This window comes from Micromonospora sp. HK10 (genome assembly GCF_000982955.1).
Taxonomy (GTDB): Bacteria; Actinomycetota; Actinomycetes; order Mycobacteriales; family Micromonosporaceae; genus Micromonospora.
The window spans coordinates 25,174-41,178 of sequence record NZ_KQ058709.1; the positions used below are offsets into that span (position 1 = coordinate 25,174).

General features: G+C 73.8%; 17 protein-coding genes and 3 tRNA genes. 15 read left to right on the forward strand and 5 right to left on the reverse strand.

Annotated features, from left to right (window positions below):
* Nucleotides 1-39: 39 nt before the first annotated feature.
* Both LQ51_RS05975 and LQ51_RS05980 read right to left on the reverse strand, forming a co-directional pair.
* On the reverse strand, nucleotides 40-570 hold the full coding sequence (locus tag LQ51_RS05975) for a carboxymuconolactone decarboxylase family protein (RefSeq protein WP_046563661.1): 531 nt from the start codon (nucleotides 568-570) through the stop codon (nucleotides 40-42).
* Between the two features lie 2 nt (nucleotides 571-572).
* Nucleotides 573-1,133, reverse strand: a complete 561-nt coding sequence (locus LQ51_RS05980; protein ID WP_046563662.1) for a peroxiredoxin — start codon at nucleotides 1,131-1,133, stop codon at nucleotides 573-575.
* A gap of 360 nt (nucleotides 1,134-1,493) precedes the next feature.
* On the opposite strand from LQ51_RS05980, the gene cimA reads away from it, so the two are divergent.
* Nucleotides 1,494-3,074, forward strand: a complete 1,581-nt coding sequence (gene cimA, locus LQ51_RS05985) for a citramalate synthase (RefSeq protein WP_046563663.1) — start codon at nucleotides 1,494-1,496, stop codon at nucleotides 3,072-3,074.
* A gap of 78 nt (nucleotides 3,075-3,152) precedes the next feature.
* Here the strand turns inward: cimA and LQ51_RS05990 are convergent, their stop codons facing one another.
* Entirely contained in the window at nucleotides 3,153-3,422 is a 270-nt protein-coding gene (locus LQ51_RS05990; protein ID WP_046563664.1) for a hypothetical protein, read from the reverse strand.
* Between the two features lie 366 nt (nucleotides 3,423-3,788).
* On the opposite strand from LQ51_RS05990, the gene LQ51_RS05995 reads away from it, so the two are divergent.
* The 10 genes from LQ51_RS05995 (at nucleotide 3,789) to LQ51_RS33735 (ending at nucleotide 11,356) form a co-directional block, all read left to right on the forward strand.
* Nucleotides 3,789-4,322 (forward strand): hypothetical protein, encoded by a 534-nt coding sequence (locus LQ51_RS05995; protein WP_046563665.1) that lies wholly within the window; start codon nucleotides 3,789-3,791, stop codon nucleotides 4,320-4,322.
* A gap of 198 nt (nucleotides 4,323-4,520) precedes the next feature.
* Complete coding sequence (locus tag LQ51_RS06000; RefSeq protein ID WP_046563666.1) at nucleotides 4,521-5,570, forward strand: AAA family ATPase; 1,050 nt, start codon at nucleotides 4,521-4,523, stop codon at nucleotides 5,568-5,570.
* Nucleotides 5,567-6,577 (forward strand): DUF58 domain-containing protein, encoded by a 1,011-nt coding sequence (locus LQ51_RS06005; protein WP_046563667.1) that lies wholly within the window; start codon nucleotides 5,567-5,569, stop codon nucleotides 6,575-6,577. The genes LQ51_RS06000 and LQ51_RS06005 overlap by 4 nt, the downstream gene beginning before the upstream one ends.
* Complete coding sequence (locus LQ51_RS06010) at nucleotides 6,574-7,533, forward strand: VWA domain-containing protein (protein ID WP_046563668.1); 960 nt, start codon at nucleotides 6,574-6,576, stop codon at nucleotides 7,531-7,533. The genes LQ51_RS06005 and LQ51_RS06010 overlap by 4 nt, the downstream gene beginning before the upstream one ends.
* 47 nt (nucleotides 7,534-7,580) lie before the next feature.
* The gene (locus LQ51_RS06015) at nucleotides 7,581-8,441 is read left to right on the forward strand and encodes a S1C family serine protease (RefSeq protein WP_046563669.1); all 861 of its coding nucleotides are present in this window, start codon (nucleotides 7,581-7,583) and stop codon (nucleotides 8,439-8,441) included.
* A gap of 111 nt (nucleotides 8,442-8,552) precedes the next feature.
* Complete coding sequence (locus LQ51_RS06020) at nucleotides 8,553-8,867, forward strand: hypothetical protein (RefSeq protein ID WP_046563670.1); 315 nt, start codon at nucleotides 8,553-8,555, stop codon at nucleotides 8,865-8,867.
* A 10-nt stretch (nucleotides 8,868-8,877) separates the two neighbouring features.
* On the forward strand, nucleotides 8,878-9,303 hold the full coding sequence (gene arfB / locus LQ51_RS06025; RefSeq protein WP_046563671.1) for an alternative ribosome rescue aminoacyl-tRNA hydrolase ArfB: 426 nt from the start codon (nucleotides 8,878-8,880) through the stop codon (nucleotides 9,301-9,303).
* Between the two features lie 265 nt (nucleotides 9,304-9,568).
* Complete coding sequence (locus tag LQ51_RS06030; protein ID WP_046563675.1) at nucleotides 9,569-10,141, forward strand: GNAT family N-acetyltransferase; 573 nt, start codon at nucleotides 9,569-9,571, stop codon at nucleotides 10,139-10,141.
* Nucleotides 10,142-10,251: 110 nt separating this feature from the next.
* Nucleotides 10,252-11,142: an SGNH/GDSL hydrolase family protein gene (locus tag LQ51_RS06035; RefSeq protein WP_231605420.1), complete on the forward strand. Its 891-nt coding sequence runs from the start codon at nucleotides 10,252-10,254 to the stop codon at nucleotides 11,140-11,142.
* Entirely contained in the window at nucleotides 11,126-11,356 is a 231-nt protein-coding gene (locus LQ51_RS33735; protein WP_231605422.1) for a cellulose binding domain-containing protein, read from the forward strand. Before LQ51_RS06035 ends, LQ51_RS33735 begins: the two co-directional genes overlap by 17 nt.
* A 154-nt stretch (nucleotides 11,357-11,510) precedes the next feature.
* On the opposite strand, the gene LQ51_RS06040 is transcribed toward LQ51_RS33735, so the two are convergent.
* On the reverse strand, nucleotides 11,511-12,401 hold the full coding sequence (locus LQ51_RS06040; RefSeq protein ID WP_046563672.1) for a hypothetical protein: 891 nt from the start codon (nucleotides 12,399-12,401) through the stop codon (nucleotides 11,511-11,513).
* Between the two features lie 34 nt (nucleotides 12,402-12,435).
* Nucleotides 12,436-13,989 carry a hypothetical protein gene (locus LQ51_RS06045; RefSeq protein WP_046563673.1) on the reverse strand — a complete coding sequence of 518 codons (1,554 nt, stop codon included), beginning with the start codon at nucleotides 13,987-13,989 and terminating at the stop codon, nucleotides 12,436-12,438.
* 243 nt (nucleotides 13,990-14,232) lie between these two features.
* On the opposite strand from LQ51_RS06045, the gene LQ51_RS06050 reads away from it, so the two are divergent.
* From LQ51_RS06050 to LQ51_RS06065, 4 genes are all read left to right on the forward strand, one after another.
* Nucleotides 14,233-15,036 (forward strand): fumarylacetoacetate hydrolase family protein, encoded by an 804-nt coding sequence (locus LQ51_RS06050; RefSeq protein WP_082159289.1) that lies wholly within the window; start codon nucleotides 14,233-14,235, stop codon nucleotides 15,034-15,036.
* A gap of 106 nt (nucleotides 15,037-15,142) precedes the next feature.
* Nucleotides 15,143-15,214: transfer RNA gene (locus LQ51_RS06055), tRNA-Gln, on the forward strand.
* 74 nt (nucleotides 15,215-15,288) lie between these two features.
* Nucleotides 15,289-15,361 (forward strand) — tRNA-Glu (locus LQ51_RS06060).
* Nucleotides 15,362-15,573: 212 nt separating this feature from the next.
* Nucleotides 15,574-15,646: transfer RNA gene (locus LQ51_RS06065), tRNA-Glu, on the forward strand.
* The last annotated feature ends 359 nt before the right edge of the window (nucleotides 15,647-16,005 follow it).

Genomic DNA, 16,005 nt, shown 5'->3' on the forward strand with positions numbered 1-16,005 from the left:
CTGTTTGCTACCCGGTGCGGAGATCGTTACACCTGGGACTCAGGCCAGCGCGGCCTCCGCGTCCAGCGTCACCGCGGCGGCGTGCACCACCGCGGCGATCCGTAGCCCCTCGTGCACCTGCTCCCGGGTGAAACCGGCGGCCCGCAGGGTCTTCTCGTGCGACTCCAGACAGACGCCGCAGCCGGTGATCGCCGAGACGGCGAGGCACCAGAGCTCGAAGTCGCCCTTCTCCACACCTGGCCGGGCGATGATCTGCATCCGTAGCCGGGCCGGCATCGAGGCGTACTGCTCGTCGCCGATCAGGTGCTTGGCCCGGTAGTAGATGTTGTTCATCGCCATGATCGCGGCCGCGCCCTTGGCGGCCTCGACCGCCTCGGGCGTGAGGTGCCCGGCCGCCTCGGCGGCGATCTCCCGCAGCACCACGGGGTTGCGGGCCGCTACCGCGCAGGCCAGGGCGGTGCCCCAGGCCTGCTCCGGCTTCAGCGTCGAGGTGCCGACGGTCGAGCCGAGGTTGAGCTTGATGTCCTTGGCGTACCCGGGCAGGGCCGTCTTGACCGCGTCCAGACCCATGCTCAGGCCCCGGCCCCGGCGAGCAGCGCGTTGGCGTCCAGGGTGGCGCCGCCCTTGTTCCAGTTGCACGGGCAGAGTTCGTCGGTCTGCAGGGCGTCGAGCACCCGCAGCACCTCGGAGACGTTCCGGCCGACCGAGCCGGCGGTCACCATGGCGAACTGGATCTCGTTGTTCGGGTCCACGATGAAGGTGGCCCGCTGGGCGACACCGTCCTCGCCGAGCACGCCACACGCCCCGGTCAGCTCGCGCTTGATGTCGCTGAGCATCGGGAAGGGCAGTTCCCGCAGGTCCGGGTGGTCCTTGCGCCAGGCGTAGTGGACGAACTCGTTGTCCACGGAGACGCCGAGGACCTGGGCGTCCCGGTCGGCGAACTCACCGTTCAGGCGGCCGAACTCGGCGATCTCGGTCGGGCAGATGAAGGTGAAGTCCTTCGGCCAGAAGAAGACCACCCGCCACTTGCCCTCGTAGGACTTGTGGTTGATCGTCTCGAACGCCTGGTCGGCGTCGAGCGACACGCAGGCGGTGAGTTCGTACTCGGGGAAGCGGTCACCGACGGTGAGCACGGGTCCTCCTAGACAGCGGGTTGCCAGCGGCGCGAGGCCGCTAACTTGATCAGTTCCAGATACTTCCGCAGCCGGGTTTGCGCCGCTCGGCGGCCGGATGACTTGTGAAGTCGATCACCGGAACCGGCCGCCGCGGCGGATCTTGCCGGCGCCCGGGGTGCGACCACCCAGAGTCACCGTCCCGGGATGTGGGTTTTCCCTCCCATATCCGGGAGCGGAGTGGCAGAGTGGCCGTCGTGACCAGCTCCGTCCTGATCATTGGCAGCTAGCGCGCCGGCATCCCTCCCGCCGAGCGCGCAGACCTCCCGCATCCGCGGGGGGTCTTTTTGTTGCTCCCGCAGGTTCGAGACGAGGACTCCCATGACCTTCCAGGTGTACGACACGACGTTGCGCGACGGCGCGCAGCGCGAAGGGCTCAGCTACTCGGTCGTCGACAAGCTCGCGGTGGCCCGCCTGCTCGACGACCTCGGGGTCGGCTTCATCGAGGGCGGCTGGCCGGGCGCCGTACCGAAGGACACCGAGTTCTTCCGGCGGGCCCGCACCGAGCTGGACCTGAAGCACGCCGTCCTGGTCGCCTTCGGGGCCACCCGCAAGGCCGGCCTCGCGGTCGACGCCGACCCACAGGTGCGCGGGCTGCTCGACGCGGAGACCCCGGCCGTGGCGCTGGTCGCCAAGGCGGACCTGCGCCACGTCGAGCGGGCGCTGCGCACCACAGCCGAGGAGAACCTGGCCATGATCCGCGACACGGTCGCGTACCTGGTGGCACAGGGCCGGCGGGTCTTCGTCGACGGGGAGCACTTCTTCGACGGCTTCCGGCACGACCCGGCGTACACCGCCGCCGTGGCGGAGACCGCGCTCGCCGCCGGCGCCGAGCGGTTCGTCCTCTGCGACACCAACGGCGGCATGCTGCCGTCGCAGGTCACCGCCGCGATCACCGACCTCACCGCGCGGACCGCGATCGACCCGGCCCGGCTCGGCATGCACGCCCAGAACGACACCGCGTGCGCGGTGGCCAACACGATCGCCGCGGTCGAGGCCGGCGTCCGGCACGTCCAGGGCACCGCCAACGGGTACGGCGAGCGCCCCGGCAACGCGGACCTCTTCGCGATCGTGGCCAACCTCCAGCTCAAGCTCGGCATGCCCGTCCTACCGGAGGGCTGCCTGGAACAGATGGTGCGGGTCTCGCACGCCATCGCCGAGATCGCCAACATCGCCCCCGACACCCACCAGGCGTACGTCGGGGCCGCCGCCTTCGCCCACAAGGCGGGGCTGCACGCGAGCGCTATCAAGGTCGACCCGTTGCTCTACAACCACGTCGACCCGGCGGTGGTGGGCAACGACATGCGGATCCTGGTGACCGAGATGGCCGGCCGGGCCAGCATCGAGCTCAAGAGCCGCGAGCTGGGTGTGGATCTGGCCGGCCATCCGGAGGCGCTCGCCACGGTCACCAAACGGGTCAAGGAGCTGGAGGCCGGCGGCTGGTCGTTCGAGGCCGCCGACGCCTCCTTCGAGCTGCTGGTCCGCGCCGAGCTGCCGGACCGGGCCGTGCCGCGCCCGTTCGCCCTGGAGTCGTACCGGGTGCTGGTCGAGCACCGCGAGGACGGCGCTGTGGTCTCCGAGGCCACCGTGAAGATCCGGGTACGCGGCGAGCGGGTGATCGCCACCGCCGAGGGCAACGGCCCGGTCAACGCGCTGGACGAGGCGCTGCGGGTGGCGCTCGCCCGGCACTACCCGGAGCTGCGCGACTTCGAGCTGGCCGACTACAAGGTACGCATCCTGGAGGGCAGCCACGGCACCGGCGCGGTCACCCGGGTGCTGGTGGAGACCGCCGGCGCCGGTCGGGACTGGACCACCGTGGGGGTGCACCCCAACGTGGTCGAGGCGAGCTGGCACGCCCTCGTGGACGCGCTCAGCTACGGGCTGGACCGGGCCCGGGTCTGAGAGCGGGCCCGGTTCCAGGGTCGCCGGACGGTGGCGCCGCTGGTCGGGCGGGGACGCTGACGCTGGTCCGCGGCCGGCTCAGCCGGCGGCGACCAGCGCCAGCGCGGCGAGCCCCGCGACCACCGCCGCGGCGGTCCGGCGCAGGGCGAGCGCCAGCGCCAGCGGCAGCAGGGCGCCGGCGGCGACGTACGGGGTGAAGGCGACCGCCTGTACCAGCGGCCCGCGCTCCAGGCCGGCGAGGCGGAGCACCGACCAGGTTGCCGTCGGCAGCACGGCGAGCCAGCAGCCGACCGTCGTGGCCCGGCGCGCCCGGGTGGAGGTCCGTCCGGTACGGGTCACGGCGCTCACCGCGTCACCGTACCGGCCGGCGGGTCTGCCGGGCTGCCCACCGGCCCGGCCCGATCAATTCGTGAATGGCATTCCGTTCGCTTTTCACAATTTCGCCGAATGGTATTCGGATGCGTGACCCGCTAATGCGGGCTATTGACCGTACGCATTTTCCGGTGCTAGGTTCCACCTGGTTGAGACGTCGCGACTCTCCGTAGTATCCCCAGTTCAAACCGGGTGCAGAATGTCGGCTCGGCCGATAATGACGGTGCGCTGAAAGCAGATTTCCGATGATCTGCCCAAGGCTGCGCCCGGTGCTCGCCACAGCCGCCCGGCCCGGTAGCGGGTCGGGTCGGATCACCACGGTCACGAATAGGGAGACCTGTCATGGCGACATTCTTCAGACCCAAGGCGACGGTGGTGGCCCTCGCCGTCCTGACCCTCACCCTGGCCGGTGGCGGCATCGCCGTCGCGGCCCAGCCCAGCGCCAAGGCCCCGGCCGGCTCCGTCCAGCCCGGTGCCCGCCAGCCCGGCACCGGTAGCCAGCCGCCGGTGACCGCGGCCGCCGCCCGGCACGCGCGGGCGGCGCTGAGCGCCACCCTGGCGCCGCCGGCCGCCGGCAGCACCGCGTGGGCGGTCGTGAGCCCCAACGGCGTGCTGCTCCAGCACTCCGCGAACGTGGTCTCCGCCCAGCGCTTCACCTGCTGCGGTGCGGGGCAGTACGAGGTCGTCCTCGACTACGACGTGCACCTGAAGGCGTTCACGGCCACCATCGGGACCAACGACCCGGCCAACGTCCCGCCGGCGGGCGAGGTCGCGGTCGCGCCCCGCTACCTGACCCCGAACGCCGTCTTCGTGCAGACCCGCAGCTCGTCGGGGAACGCCGCGGACCGGTCGTTCCACCTGGCCATCCACAACTGACCCGCGTCGAGGTGCCGGCCCCCGCCGACGGCGGGGGCCGGCACCGTTTCGGACCAGTCCGCTCCCGGCTGCGCCCTCCGGCGCCGCCCGCACCGTTGCGGCCCGGTCGGGGGAGTCATCCCGATCCGGGCCGGGAAGGGGCGGTCACGGGCGGAAAATCCGACGTTTGTCCGACCTCCGGCCCGGGAAGCAAGCACCGTGACGGACATCTCGGACACCCTGGCCAGCGTGCCCAGCCCGGTCGAGGCCGACGCTAGCGGCGTCGAGCTGGAACAGACTCTCCTCGAGGTCAAACGCGTGATCGTCGGGCAGGATCGGCTCGTCGAACGGCTGCTCACCGCACTGGTGGCCGACGGGCACTGCCTGCTGGAGGGCGTACCCGGAGTGGCGAAGACGCTGGCCGCGCAGACCCTCGCCACCGTGGTCGGCGGCACCTTCTCCCGAGTCCAGTTCACCCCCGACCTGGTCCCGTCGGACATCGTCGGCACCCGCATCTACCGGGCCTCCACCGAGAGCTTCGACGTCGAACTGGGCCCCATCATGGCGAACCTGGTCCTCGCCGACGAGATCAACCGCGCCCCGGCCAAGGTGCAGTCGGCGCTGCTGGAGGCGATGGCCGAGCGGCAGGTCTCGATCGGCGGGCGGAGCTGGCCGGTCCCGGAACCGTTCCTGGTGCTGGCCACCCAGAACCCGATCGAGTCGGAGGGCGTCTACCAGCTTCCCGAGGCGCAGCGGGACCGGTTCCTCATGAAGGTCGTCGTCGACTACCCGACCGACGCCGACGAACTCGCCATCCTCTACCGGATGAGCACCGGCCGACCCACCCCCCGGCAGGTCCTCGACCCGGTCCGGCTGCGCGCGCTTCAGCGCCGGGCCGCCGACGTCTTCGTGCACCACGCCCTCGCCGAGTACGTGGTCCGGCTCATCCTGGCCACCCGCGACCCGGGCCGGTTCGGGCTGGCGGAGGTCGCCCCGTTGCTGGCGTACGGGGCCAGCCCGCGGGCCACCCTCGGCCTGGTCGCCGCGGCCCGCGCGCAGGCCCTGATCCGGGGACGGGAGTACGTCCTGCCCGAGGACGTCCGCGAACTCGCCGTCGACGTCCTCGCCCACCGGCTGGTGCTCTCCTTCGACGCGGTGGCCGACGGCGTCTCCGCCGAGTCGGTGGTCCGCCGGCTGGTCGAGGCGGTGCCGCCGCCCCGGGTGGTCGCCGGGCAGGCCGAGGTGGCGGCCGACCTGGCGGCGGCATGAGGCGCCGGCCCGCCGCGACCCTGCCCGAGCCGGGCCTGGCCGACCTGGCCCCGGACCAGCGGCTGCGCCGGCTCGAGCTGACCGTCTCCCGCCGGCTGGACGGGCTGCTGCACGGGCAGTACCGAGGGCTGCTGCCCGGCCCCGGCAGCGAGGTGGCCGGCAGCCGCGAGTACCGGCCCGGCGAGGACGAGGTGCGCCGGATGGACTGGGCGGTCACCGCCCGGACCACTGTGCCGCATGTCCGCGAGGTCGACGCCGACCGCGAGCTGACCACCTGGCTGCTGGTCGACGCCAGCCCGAGCATGGAGTACGGCACGGCCGCCCTGGACAAGCGGGAACTCGCGGTGGCCGCCGTGGCGGCGGTCGGCTTCCTCACCGCCGGCGTCGGCAACCGCCTCGGCGCCCAGGTGCTCGCGCCCGACGGCCTCCGCCGGTTCCCGGCCCGCAACGGGCGTACCCACCTGCTCGGCCTGCTCCGGGCCCTGCTGGCCGCGCCCCGGCACGGCGGTTACGACGTGGACCGGCCGGGGACGCGGGCCGACCCGCCCACGCTGGTCGACGGCCTGGCCGGCGTGCAGCGGATGGCGACCCGGCGCGGGCTCGTGGTGGTCGTATCCGACTTCCTGGACGGGCTGCCGGACGACCCGGACGCCGCCCCGCCCTGGGAGGCCGCGCTGCGCCGGCTCGCCGTCCGGCACCAGGTGCTCGCCGTCGAGGTGACCGACCCGCGCGAGCTGGAACTGCCCGACGTCGGCCTGGTCACCCTGGTCGACCCGGAGACCGGCCGGCGCCGCGAGGTCTGGACCGGGGACCCCACCCTGCGGGAGCGGTACGCGCAGGCCGCCACCGCCCAGCGGGACCAGCTACGTCAGGCGCTGCGCCGGTCCGGGGCGACCCACCTGGCGCTGCGCACCGACCGGGACTGGAGCGCCGACATCGTGCGGCACGTGCACACCCAGCGCCGGCTGGCCACCGCGCCGGCCGCATCCCGCGGAGGTCGCGGATGACCTGGCAGTCACCGGCGCGGCTCTGGCTCCTGCTCGGCGTCGCCGCCCTCGTCGCCGGCTACCTGGTGATGCAGCGCCGGCAGAGCCGGTACGCGGTCCGCTTCACCAACCTGCGGCTGCTGGACCGGGTGGTGCCGCAGCGGCCGGCCTGGCGGCGGCACGTACCCGCGGGTCTCTTCCTGGCCATGCTGGCGTTGCTGGTGGTCGGCTTCGCGCGGCCCAGCGCCGAGGTACGGGTGCCCCGCGAGCGGGCCACCGTGATGGTGGCGGTGGACGTCTCCACCTCGATGCTCGCCGGCGACGTCGACCCGGACCGGCTGACCGCCGCCAAGCAGGCCGCCCGTCGGTTCGCCGACGGCCTGCCCGACGAGTTCAACGTCGGCCTGGTCGCCTTCGCCGGCAGCGCGGCGGTGCTGGTGCCGCCGGGCACCGACCGGGACGCCCTGCACGAGGGAATCGAACGGCTCGCGGAGGGGGCCACCGGCGTGCAGGGCACCGCCATCGGGGAGGCGATCAGCACCTCGCTCGGCGCGGTGAAGAGCCTGGACGCCTCGGCCGCGAAGAACCCGCCGCCGGCCCGCATCATCATCCTCTCCGACGGGGCGAACACCTCCGGGATGGATCCGATGGAGGCGGCCGCGCAGGCGGTGGCGGCGAAGGTGCCGGTGCACACCATCTCCTTCGGTACCCCGTCCGGGTTCGTCGACCGGGGCGGGCGGGCGATCCAGGTGCCGGTTGACGGGCAGACCCTCCGGGCGGTCGCCGAGGAGACCGGCGGCGGCTTCCACGAGGCCTCCACCAGCGCCGAGCTGCGTGCCGTCTACGAGGACATCGGCACGTCGGTCGGCTACCGCAAGGAACGGCAGGACATCTCCGCCCGCTTCATCGGCCTGGGCCTGGTGCTCGCCATGGGCGCGGCCGCCGGATCGCTGCGGTGGTTCTCCCGCCTGCCCTGATCGGCACCACCTGCGACGCAGCACGCTGGACACGTGAGGAGCCAGGTATGGCAGTGCAGACCGGACTCGGCGAGCCGCGCGGACCATGGTTCGTCTCGCCGGAGCTGGACCCGGACGGGCGCGGACGGTGGGACGTACCCGGCTCGGAGCGGGGCGGGGGACGGCCGGGCTGGCGCGGCCGGCTGCTCAGCGCCATGGCCGTGGTGGCCCTGTCCACGGTCTCCGGGGCGGCGGCCGGCACCTGGGCGGCCGACCGGGACGTACCCGGACCGGCGGCGGCCTCGGCGGCGCCGGTCCCGGCGGAGCTGGTCACCGCCGCCGAGAAGACCGTGCCGGGCGTGGTCTCGGTGATGGTCGGCGGGGCCTCCGGCTCCTCGGCCAGCGGCTCCGGTTTCGCCATCGACCGGGAGCAGCACATCGTCACCAACGACCACATCCTGGCCCGCGGTGGCTCCGGGCCGGTCACCGTGGAGACCTCGGACGGCCGCCGGTTCACCGCCGAGGTGGTGGGGCGGGAGCCGGCCAGCGACCTGGCGGTGCTCAAGGTGCCCGCGGCGGCCGGGCTGTCGCCGCTGCCGCTGGCCAAGCCGAACTCGACCCGGGTGGGCGAGCCGGTGCTGGCGGTCGGCTCGCCGCTCGGCCTGGCCGGCACGGTCACCGCCGGTATCGTCAGCGCGCTCAACCGCCAGGTACGCATCGGCAGCGGCCGGCACACCGCGGTGCAGACCGACGCGTCCATCAACCCCGGCAACTCCGGCGGCCCGCTGGTCAACGCCCGCGGTGAGGTGGTCGGGGTGAACACCGCCATCGCCACCATCGACGGCAACGGCTCGATCGGCATCGGCTTCGCCATCCCGATCGACCAGGTCCAGCATACCGCGGACACCATCATCGGACGGGGCGGCTGACCGCCCGCCGCGGCCCTGAGCTGGGTGGATGTCGCCGGCGGAAGTGTCGGATATCCAACGCGGGAGCATCGGGCCATGGAAATATTACGCTGAGTATGGATACTGGCGTGGGTGGAGCCAGCTGTCATCGCGGCCCTCCTCGTGGTGGGCCTGGTCATCGGCGCCGGTGTCGGCGCGGCGTACGCCCGCGCGAAGCGGGGCTGGAAGGACTACCGGACGATCCGGACCAGCGTGCCCGGCGCGCGGCGCACCGCCTGGGTGGCCACCCGCGCGGCGATCACCAAGATCGGTGTGATCGCGTTGCTGCTGGTCGGTGCGGCGGCGTACGCGGCCGCCGGGAACGATCACGAACGGGCCGGTCCCGGCCCCACCCCCACCCCCACCCCGACCGTGACCCACACCCCGGTGCACCGCCCGGGGCGCTAGCCTCGGAGGCGTGGACGGCGGACTGCGGGTGACGGACCGGCTCGTGATCCCCGACAACGAGCTGCGGGAGCGCTTCTCCCGGTCCTCCGGGCCGGGCGGGCAGGGGGTCAACACCACCGACTCCCGGGTGGAGCTGAGCTTCGACCTGGCCCGTTCGCCCAGCCTGCCCGAGCCGCTACGGGCCCGCGCCCTGGACCGGCTCGCCGGCCGGCTGGTCGACGGCGTGCTCACCGTGGCCGCCAGCGAGCACCGGGCGCAGCTGGCCAACCGGGAGGCCGCCCGGGAGCGGCTGGCCGCCCTGCTGCGCGAGGCCGTCGCCCCGCCGCCGAAGCCGCGCCGCCCCACCCGGCCGTCCCGGGGCGCGAAGGAACGCCGGCTGGCCGAGAAGAAGCGCCAGTCCCAGCGCAAACGCGACCGCCGGGTGGACGGCGACTGACCCGCCGCACGACCGCCGCCGCCCGCGGGCCGTACCCGTGGCCCCCGGCGGTCGCCGTCCGTGGTCGCCACCAGTGGTCGAAGTCCGTGACCGCCGCTGGTCGTCGCCGTCCGTGGTCGCCGCTGGTGGTCGCCGTTCGTGACCGCCGCTGGTCGTCGTCGTCCGTGGTCGCCGCTGGTCGTCGTAGTCCGTGACCGCCGGCGGTGGTCGCCGGCGGGGCGGAAACGATTTGCCGTGGTGGGCGGCCGGCGCCGAGAATCCGCCGGTGCCGACCGACTTCGCCACCAAGCCCGTCCTGACCGGCGAGCGGGTGCTGCTGCGCCCGCTGACCGCCGACGACGCCGCCACCTTCCAGGCCATTCTCGCCGACCCGGAGGTGATCCGGCTGACCGGCAGCCCGCAGCGCGAGTTCGACCTGGACCGGCTCCGCGACTGGTACGGCAGCCGTGGCGCGCAGCCCGACCGGCTCGACCTGGCCGTGGTGGACCGGGAGAGCGGTGCCTGCGTCGGTGAGGTGGTGCTCAACGAGTGGGACCCGGGCAACCGGGCCGCGAACTTCCGCACCCTGATCGGGGCGGCCGGCCAGGGCCGAGGGCTCGGCACCGAGGCGGTCCGGCTGATCGTCGGGTACGGCTTCGAGCGGCTCGACCTGCACCGGATCTCGCTGGAGGTGTTCGCGTTCAACCCGCGCGCCCGCCGGGTGTACGAGAAGATCGGTTTCGTGGCCGAGGGCACGCTGCGGCAGGTGCTCCGGGACGGCGACGGCTGGGTGGACGCCACGGTGATGTCGATCCTCGCTCCGGAGTGGGCGCGGCACCGGGGCCACCCCGAGGGCTGAGCCCGGCAGACGGGACCGGGTTGAGCGGCGGGCGTCGAACCGCTTCAATACCCACGGGAGCATCAGGGCCGTCACCGACCACCTCGTCACGTGACAGGAGAACCGTGCCCATGCCCCGTACCCCGCTGCGCGCCGCGCTCGTCGCGCTCGCCGCCCTCCTTCCCGCGCTCGCCCTCGGGCTGGCCCTCGTCTCGGCGGCACCGCCGGCCGCGGCGGCCGCGACCCCGGTCCGCGTCATGCCGCTCGGTGACTCGATCACCGGGTCGCCGGGCTGCTGGCGGGCGCTCCTCTGGAACCGCCTGCAGAGCACCGGCTACCCCGACGTCGACTTCGTCGGCACGCTCGGCCCGCAGGGCTGTTCGGTGCCGTACGACGGGGACAACGAGGGACACGGCGGCTACCTGGCGACCAACGTCGCCAACCAGAACCTGCTGCCCGGCTGGCTCACCGCGACCCGCCCCGACGTGGTGCTCATGCACTTCGGCACCAACGACGTGTGGAGCAACATCGCGCCGGCCACCATCCTGGCCGCGTACTCGAAGCTGGTGGACCAGATGCGGGCCAGCAACCCGGGCATGGTCGTGCTGGTCGCGAAGATCATCCCGATGAACCCGCCGACCTGCGCGGAGTGCGGCCAACGGGTGGTCGCCTTGAACGCCGCCATCGACGGCTGGGCCGCCGGCAGGACCACGGCGGCGTCCCCGGTCGTGGTCGTCGACCAGTGGACCGGCTTCAACACCGCCACCGACACCTACGACGGGGTGCACCCGAACGCCGCCGGCGACCAGAAAATGTCCGACGGCTGGTACCCGGCGCTCACCGCCGCGCTGCGCCGCAGCACCCCGACACCGACGAAGCCCGTCCGGCGGCCCCACGCCGACGACGAGCCCGTCCGGTGGCCCGACAACCACCCCGACCGGCGGCTGCGCGGCCACCTACCGGACCGCCGGGCAGTGGCCCGGCGGCTTCCAGGGAGAGGTCACCGTGGCCAACCCCGGTAGCGCCCCGATCGGCGGCTGGACGGTGCGCTTCACGCTTCCCGCCGGTCAGCGGATCATCCAGGCCTGGGGCGCCGAGCTGACCCAGACCGGCACCACGGTGACCGCCCGCAACACCGGCTGGAACGGCACCCTGGCCCCGGCCGCGCAGACCAGCTGGGGATTCCTGGCCGACGGCAGCCCGATCATGGTGCCGTTGACCTGCACCGCCGGCTGACGCCCCGCCCGGGCCCGGCCGCGCCGCCGCTGGCGGCGCGGCCGGCGCACGGTTTGCGGAAAGGTGTGGTCTCCCGGCGCTCGGAAGCCACACTGTGGCGCAATCTGGCCTTCACGCATGCCGGCCGGACCCGGACGCGCCGGCGCGGCGGCGGTCAGTCGGGTGCGGCGGCGAGGAGCCGGTCGCACTCGGCCAGCAGGCGCTGGCGCAGCGGGGCGGCCCCTTCGGCGAAGGAGCGCTGGGCCTGCGCATACTCCTGCCGGCCGGCCATGGTCTCCACCCGCACCGGCGGGTAGCCCAGCTCGGCCAGGTCGTACGGGGAGGCGCGCATGTCCAGCGTGCGGATCTCCCGCGCCAACGCGAAGCAGTCGGCGACCAGTTCCGAGCAGACCAGGGGCGAGAGCTTGTAGGCCCACTTGTAGAGATCCATGTTGGCGTGCAGGCAGCCGGGCTGCTCCAGCGCGTGCTGGCTCTCCCGGGTCGGGGTGAGCACGTTCAGTGGCCGGGCCGGCGCGGTAAAGAACCGGAACGCGTCGAAGTGGCTGCACCGCACACCCCGCTCCTCGACCACCGCGGCGGTCGCCGCCGGGCTGAGCCGCAGCGGCCAGGCGTTGTGGCGTACCTCGTCCTGGGTCTGCCGGTAGACCATCGCCCACTCGTGCATGCCGAAGCAGCCCAGCTGGGCGGGGCGGCCGGCGGTCGCCGCGAGCAGCGTCCGGATCCAGGAGATCGACTCGGCGCGCCGGGCGCGTACCCGCTCGGTGTCGAGGGTGAGCCCGGCGGCGCCGGCGTGGTAGTCCGGCCCGAACTCCGCCGGGTCCGCGTCCCGCAGCACCACCCCCGCGCCCGGGTGCCAGCGGCGCAGCTGCGCCGGGCGGTGCGAGTAGTAGGTGAAGAGGAAGTCCTCCACCGGGTGTTTCACCCCGCTGCGGCGGCGGGCCAGGTGCGGCGCCAGCCAGGCGTCGACCCGCTCCTCGTGGGCGCGACGCCGGGCCTGCCAGTCGGCCGCGTCGAGCGCGGCGGCGGGGGCGAGGGCGGCGGTCACGGCCCCCAGGGTACGACCGCCGCCCCGCCCCCGGTCAGGCCACGTCCACCCGGACGCCGGCGGAGAACACCCCGCTGCGCAGCTCCAGCTGTTTCGGCGGCTGGTTGCCCTGGAGCGTGAAGACCAGCGGCAGGAGTACCCGGCTGCCCGCGGCGACCGGTTGCGCGAACACGTCCCGGCCGAGGTTGGCCACCCGGGTGGCGTCCTCGTCGGCGGCCACCCAGCTGCCGCCCGGCAGGTACGCCCGCTGCAGCTGCCCGTGCCAGGTCTGTTCGTCCGGGGTGAGGTTGCGCACCCCGATCGTGGCCAGGCACTGCCGGCCCTGCCGCGCCGAGGGCAGCTCCCCGACGCCGCAGGCCATCCGGTAGACGGTGAACTCGAACGCGGACTCCCGCAGCGGCATCCCGACCGGGCCGGTGACGCTGCTGCCCAGCCACGCGCCGCTGGTCGGCTGCTTGGCGGTGTCGATCGCGGCGACCCGCTGGGTGGCCGTCCACGCGGCCGCACCGACGACGCCGGCCAGCACCGCCGCCGCGACGCCCACGACCAGCCAGATCGGCGGGGTACGCCGCCGCGCTCCCACCCTGGGCGTGGCCGGGCGGGGATGCAGCGTGCCGCGTGCCGCCGGGCCGGTGGCGCCGCCCACCACGGGCGGGATCCCGGCGTCAGCCGGCGCCGGACCGCCCGGCCGCACCCCGGAGCGCCGCCGACGCCGCTGCCAGCCCCACCAGAGCGCGCCGCCGGTGACCACCAGGAGCGCGGCCAGCGCGGCCAGCAGCACCGGAGGACGCCGCCAGGCCGGCGCCGCGGTCACCTGCGCCGCCGGAACCGCGGCGGCGGGGCCGGTCCAGGTCGCCGTCGTGCAGTCGTACGGGCGGGTGCCGTCGGAGCCGTAGACGCAGGTGGGCGCGGTCACCGACCCGCCTCCGGGGGTGCCGCTGAACGCGGTGTTCAGCGTGGTGGTGCTCTGCGCCGGCAGCCGCAGCCGCCAGGTCACCTCGCGGGCGCCGGCCGACCCGATGGTGCCGGTGGTCTGGCCGCCGCCGGTCACTCCGGTGGTCGTCGCGCCGGTCGGCACCTCCTGCCGGACCGTGGTCTCGACCATCGTGTTGCCGGCGTTGCGTACCTGGATCTGGTATCTCGGCGTCGCGGTGCCGGCGGGGGTCACCGCCACGGTGACCGGCGGTTTCGACAGCTGGATCGGCGCCGGTCTGGTCGGCGCCACCGCGGGCGGCGCCGCCGGCATCCCGGTCGGGATCGGCGTGGCCCGTTCCGCCGGCGCGGGTGCCGCCGCCGGTTGCCCAGGCCCGGCCACCGGTTGCGCGGACGCGACCGCCGCGCCCGGTGTCGGCGTTGCTGCTGCCGCGCCCGGTGCCGCCGTGGCTGGTGCCGCGCCCGGTGTCGCCGTGGCTGCTGCCGCGCCCGGTGCCGCTGTTGCTGCTGTCGCGCCCGGTGTCGCCGTGGCTGCCGCGCTCGGTGTCGCTGCCGCGCCGGGCGTCGCCGGGGCGAGCGTCGGTAGGGCGGCGAGGACGCCGAGGCAGTTCACGATCACGGCCAGGGCCCTGTGGTGTCGTCTCGATGCAGGCATACGAACGAACCTCCGGACCCGAAGCTATGGGTCCCGGCCCGCCGGGCGGGTACGAAGCCGTCATTCCCGCCCCGGCCGACGCCGGTACGCGTACCCTGGCGCGCCGGCCCGCGACCGGTCGTCGCCGTACCCGCCTGCGGGGCCGGCCCGGTCCGGCCTGCGGCGCCCGGTCCGGCCTGCGGCGCCCGGCCCGGCCTGCGGCGCCCGGCCCGGCCTGGCGCCGCGCGGGGATAGATTGGCCGGGTGCGTATCGCTCGTTTTGCTCATGCCAAGGGAATGTCGTTCGGGGTCGTCGAGGGCGAGCCGGAGGCCGGGCCGCAGGGCCTGACCATCGCCGAGATCGAGGGACACCCGTTCGGCCAGATCCAGTTCTCCGGCGCCCGCTGGGCGCTCTCCGACGTGCGACTGCTCTCACCGATCCTGCCCAGCAAGGTGGTCTGCGTCGGCCGCAACTACGCCGAGCACGCCGCCGAGCACGGCAGCGAGGTGCCGAAGGAGCCGCTGCTCTTCCTCAAGCCGTCCACCTCGGTGATCGGCCCGCGGGACGCGATCCGCCTGCCGATCTTTTCCAAGCAGGTCGAGCACGAGGCCGAGCTGGCCGTCGTGATCGGCGCGCCGGGAGCGCGGCGCGCGGACCGGGCCGCCGCCGAGCGGGCAATCTTCGGCTACACCTGCGCCAACGACGTCACCGCGCGGGATCTGCAGCGCTCCGACGGGCAGTGGACGCGGGCCAAGGGGTTCGACTCGTTCTGCCCGATCGGCCCGTGGATCACCACCGGGCTGGACGTCTCCGACCTGGAGATCCGCTGTGAGGTGGGCCGCAACCCGGAGGAGATGGAGGTACGCCAGCTCGGCCGGACCAAGGACATGGTGTTCGACGTTCCGGGGCTGGTGTCGTACATCTCGCACGTGATGACGCTGCTCCCCGGCGACGTGGTGCTGACCGGCACGCCGGCGGGGGTTAGCCCGCTCACCGACGGGGATACGGTCTCCGTGCGGATCGAGGGGATCGGCGAGCTCACCAACCCGGTGGTGCCGGTCGCCTGATGCGTCCGATGCCTCGTTTTCGCAGGTCACCTGCGGTACGAGGGGTTGGATTTGGCCTGTCGGCAGCGGGAGGGTAAAGTTCATTCCCGGCGCCGCAAGGGGCCAATGGGGTATGGGGTAATTGGCAGCCCGACTGATTCTGGTTCAGTTAGTCTAGGTTCGAGTCCTGGTACCCCAGCGCAGCCCGGGTTCGCAAGAGCCCCGGTCGCTGGATTCCGGCAGCTCACGCTGACGGAGTGCAATGAAGGTTCTGGCCCCGTCGTCTAGCGGCCCAGGACGCCGCCCTCTCAAGGCGGTAGCGCCGGTTCGAATCCGGTCGGGGCTACAGTGCTGGCAGCCCGTCCCGTTGTCCGGGGCGGGCTTTCTGCTGTCCGGCCCATCCTCGGCGAGTGACCCCCTCGGCGAGTGACCTCCTCGGCGGGCGACCCCCTCGGCGAGTGACCTCCTCGGCGGGCGCCCCCCTCGACGGTGCCGGACGCGATGCCGCTAGACTACTGCCGCACCGCTCGTCAGGGCGGTGAAGCAGGAAAAGTGCCTGGCCCCGTCGTCTAGCGGCCCAGGACGCCGCCCTCTCAAGGCGGTAGCGCCGGTTCGAATCCGGTCGGGGCTACACCCACGAACGGCCCGCCTCGCCCCGCGAGGCGGGCCGTTCGTCATCCCACCTCGGCTCCCCGCCCTGGCTGGCCGCCGCCCTGGCTCCCTTTGCCCTGGCTGGCCGCCATCCCGGCTCCCCTTGCCCCCGGCTGGCCGCCATCCCGGCTCCCGTCGCCCCGGCTGGCCGTCGCCTGGCTCCCCTTGCCCCGGCTGGCCGCCACACGTTGATCAAGGAGTTTGTGTCACGCACCCCGCCCCAACTCCTTGATCAAGGGGTGAGGGGGAGGAGGTGGCTGGGAGAGCGAAGATCTTGGAACGGAACGGCCCCCAGGAGGGCCGTTTCGTTCCAAGATCTCGCGGCCTCGCGGCCTCGCG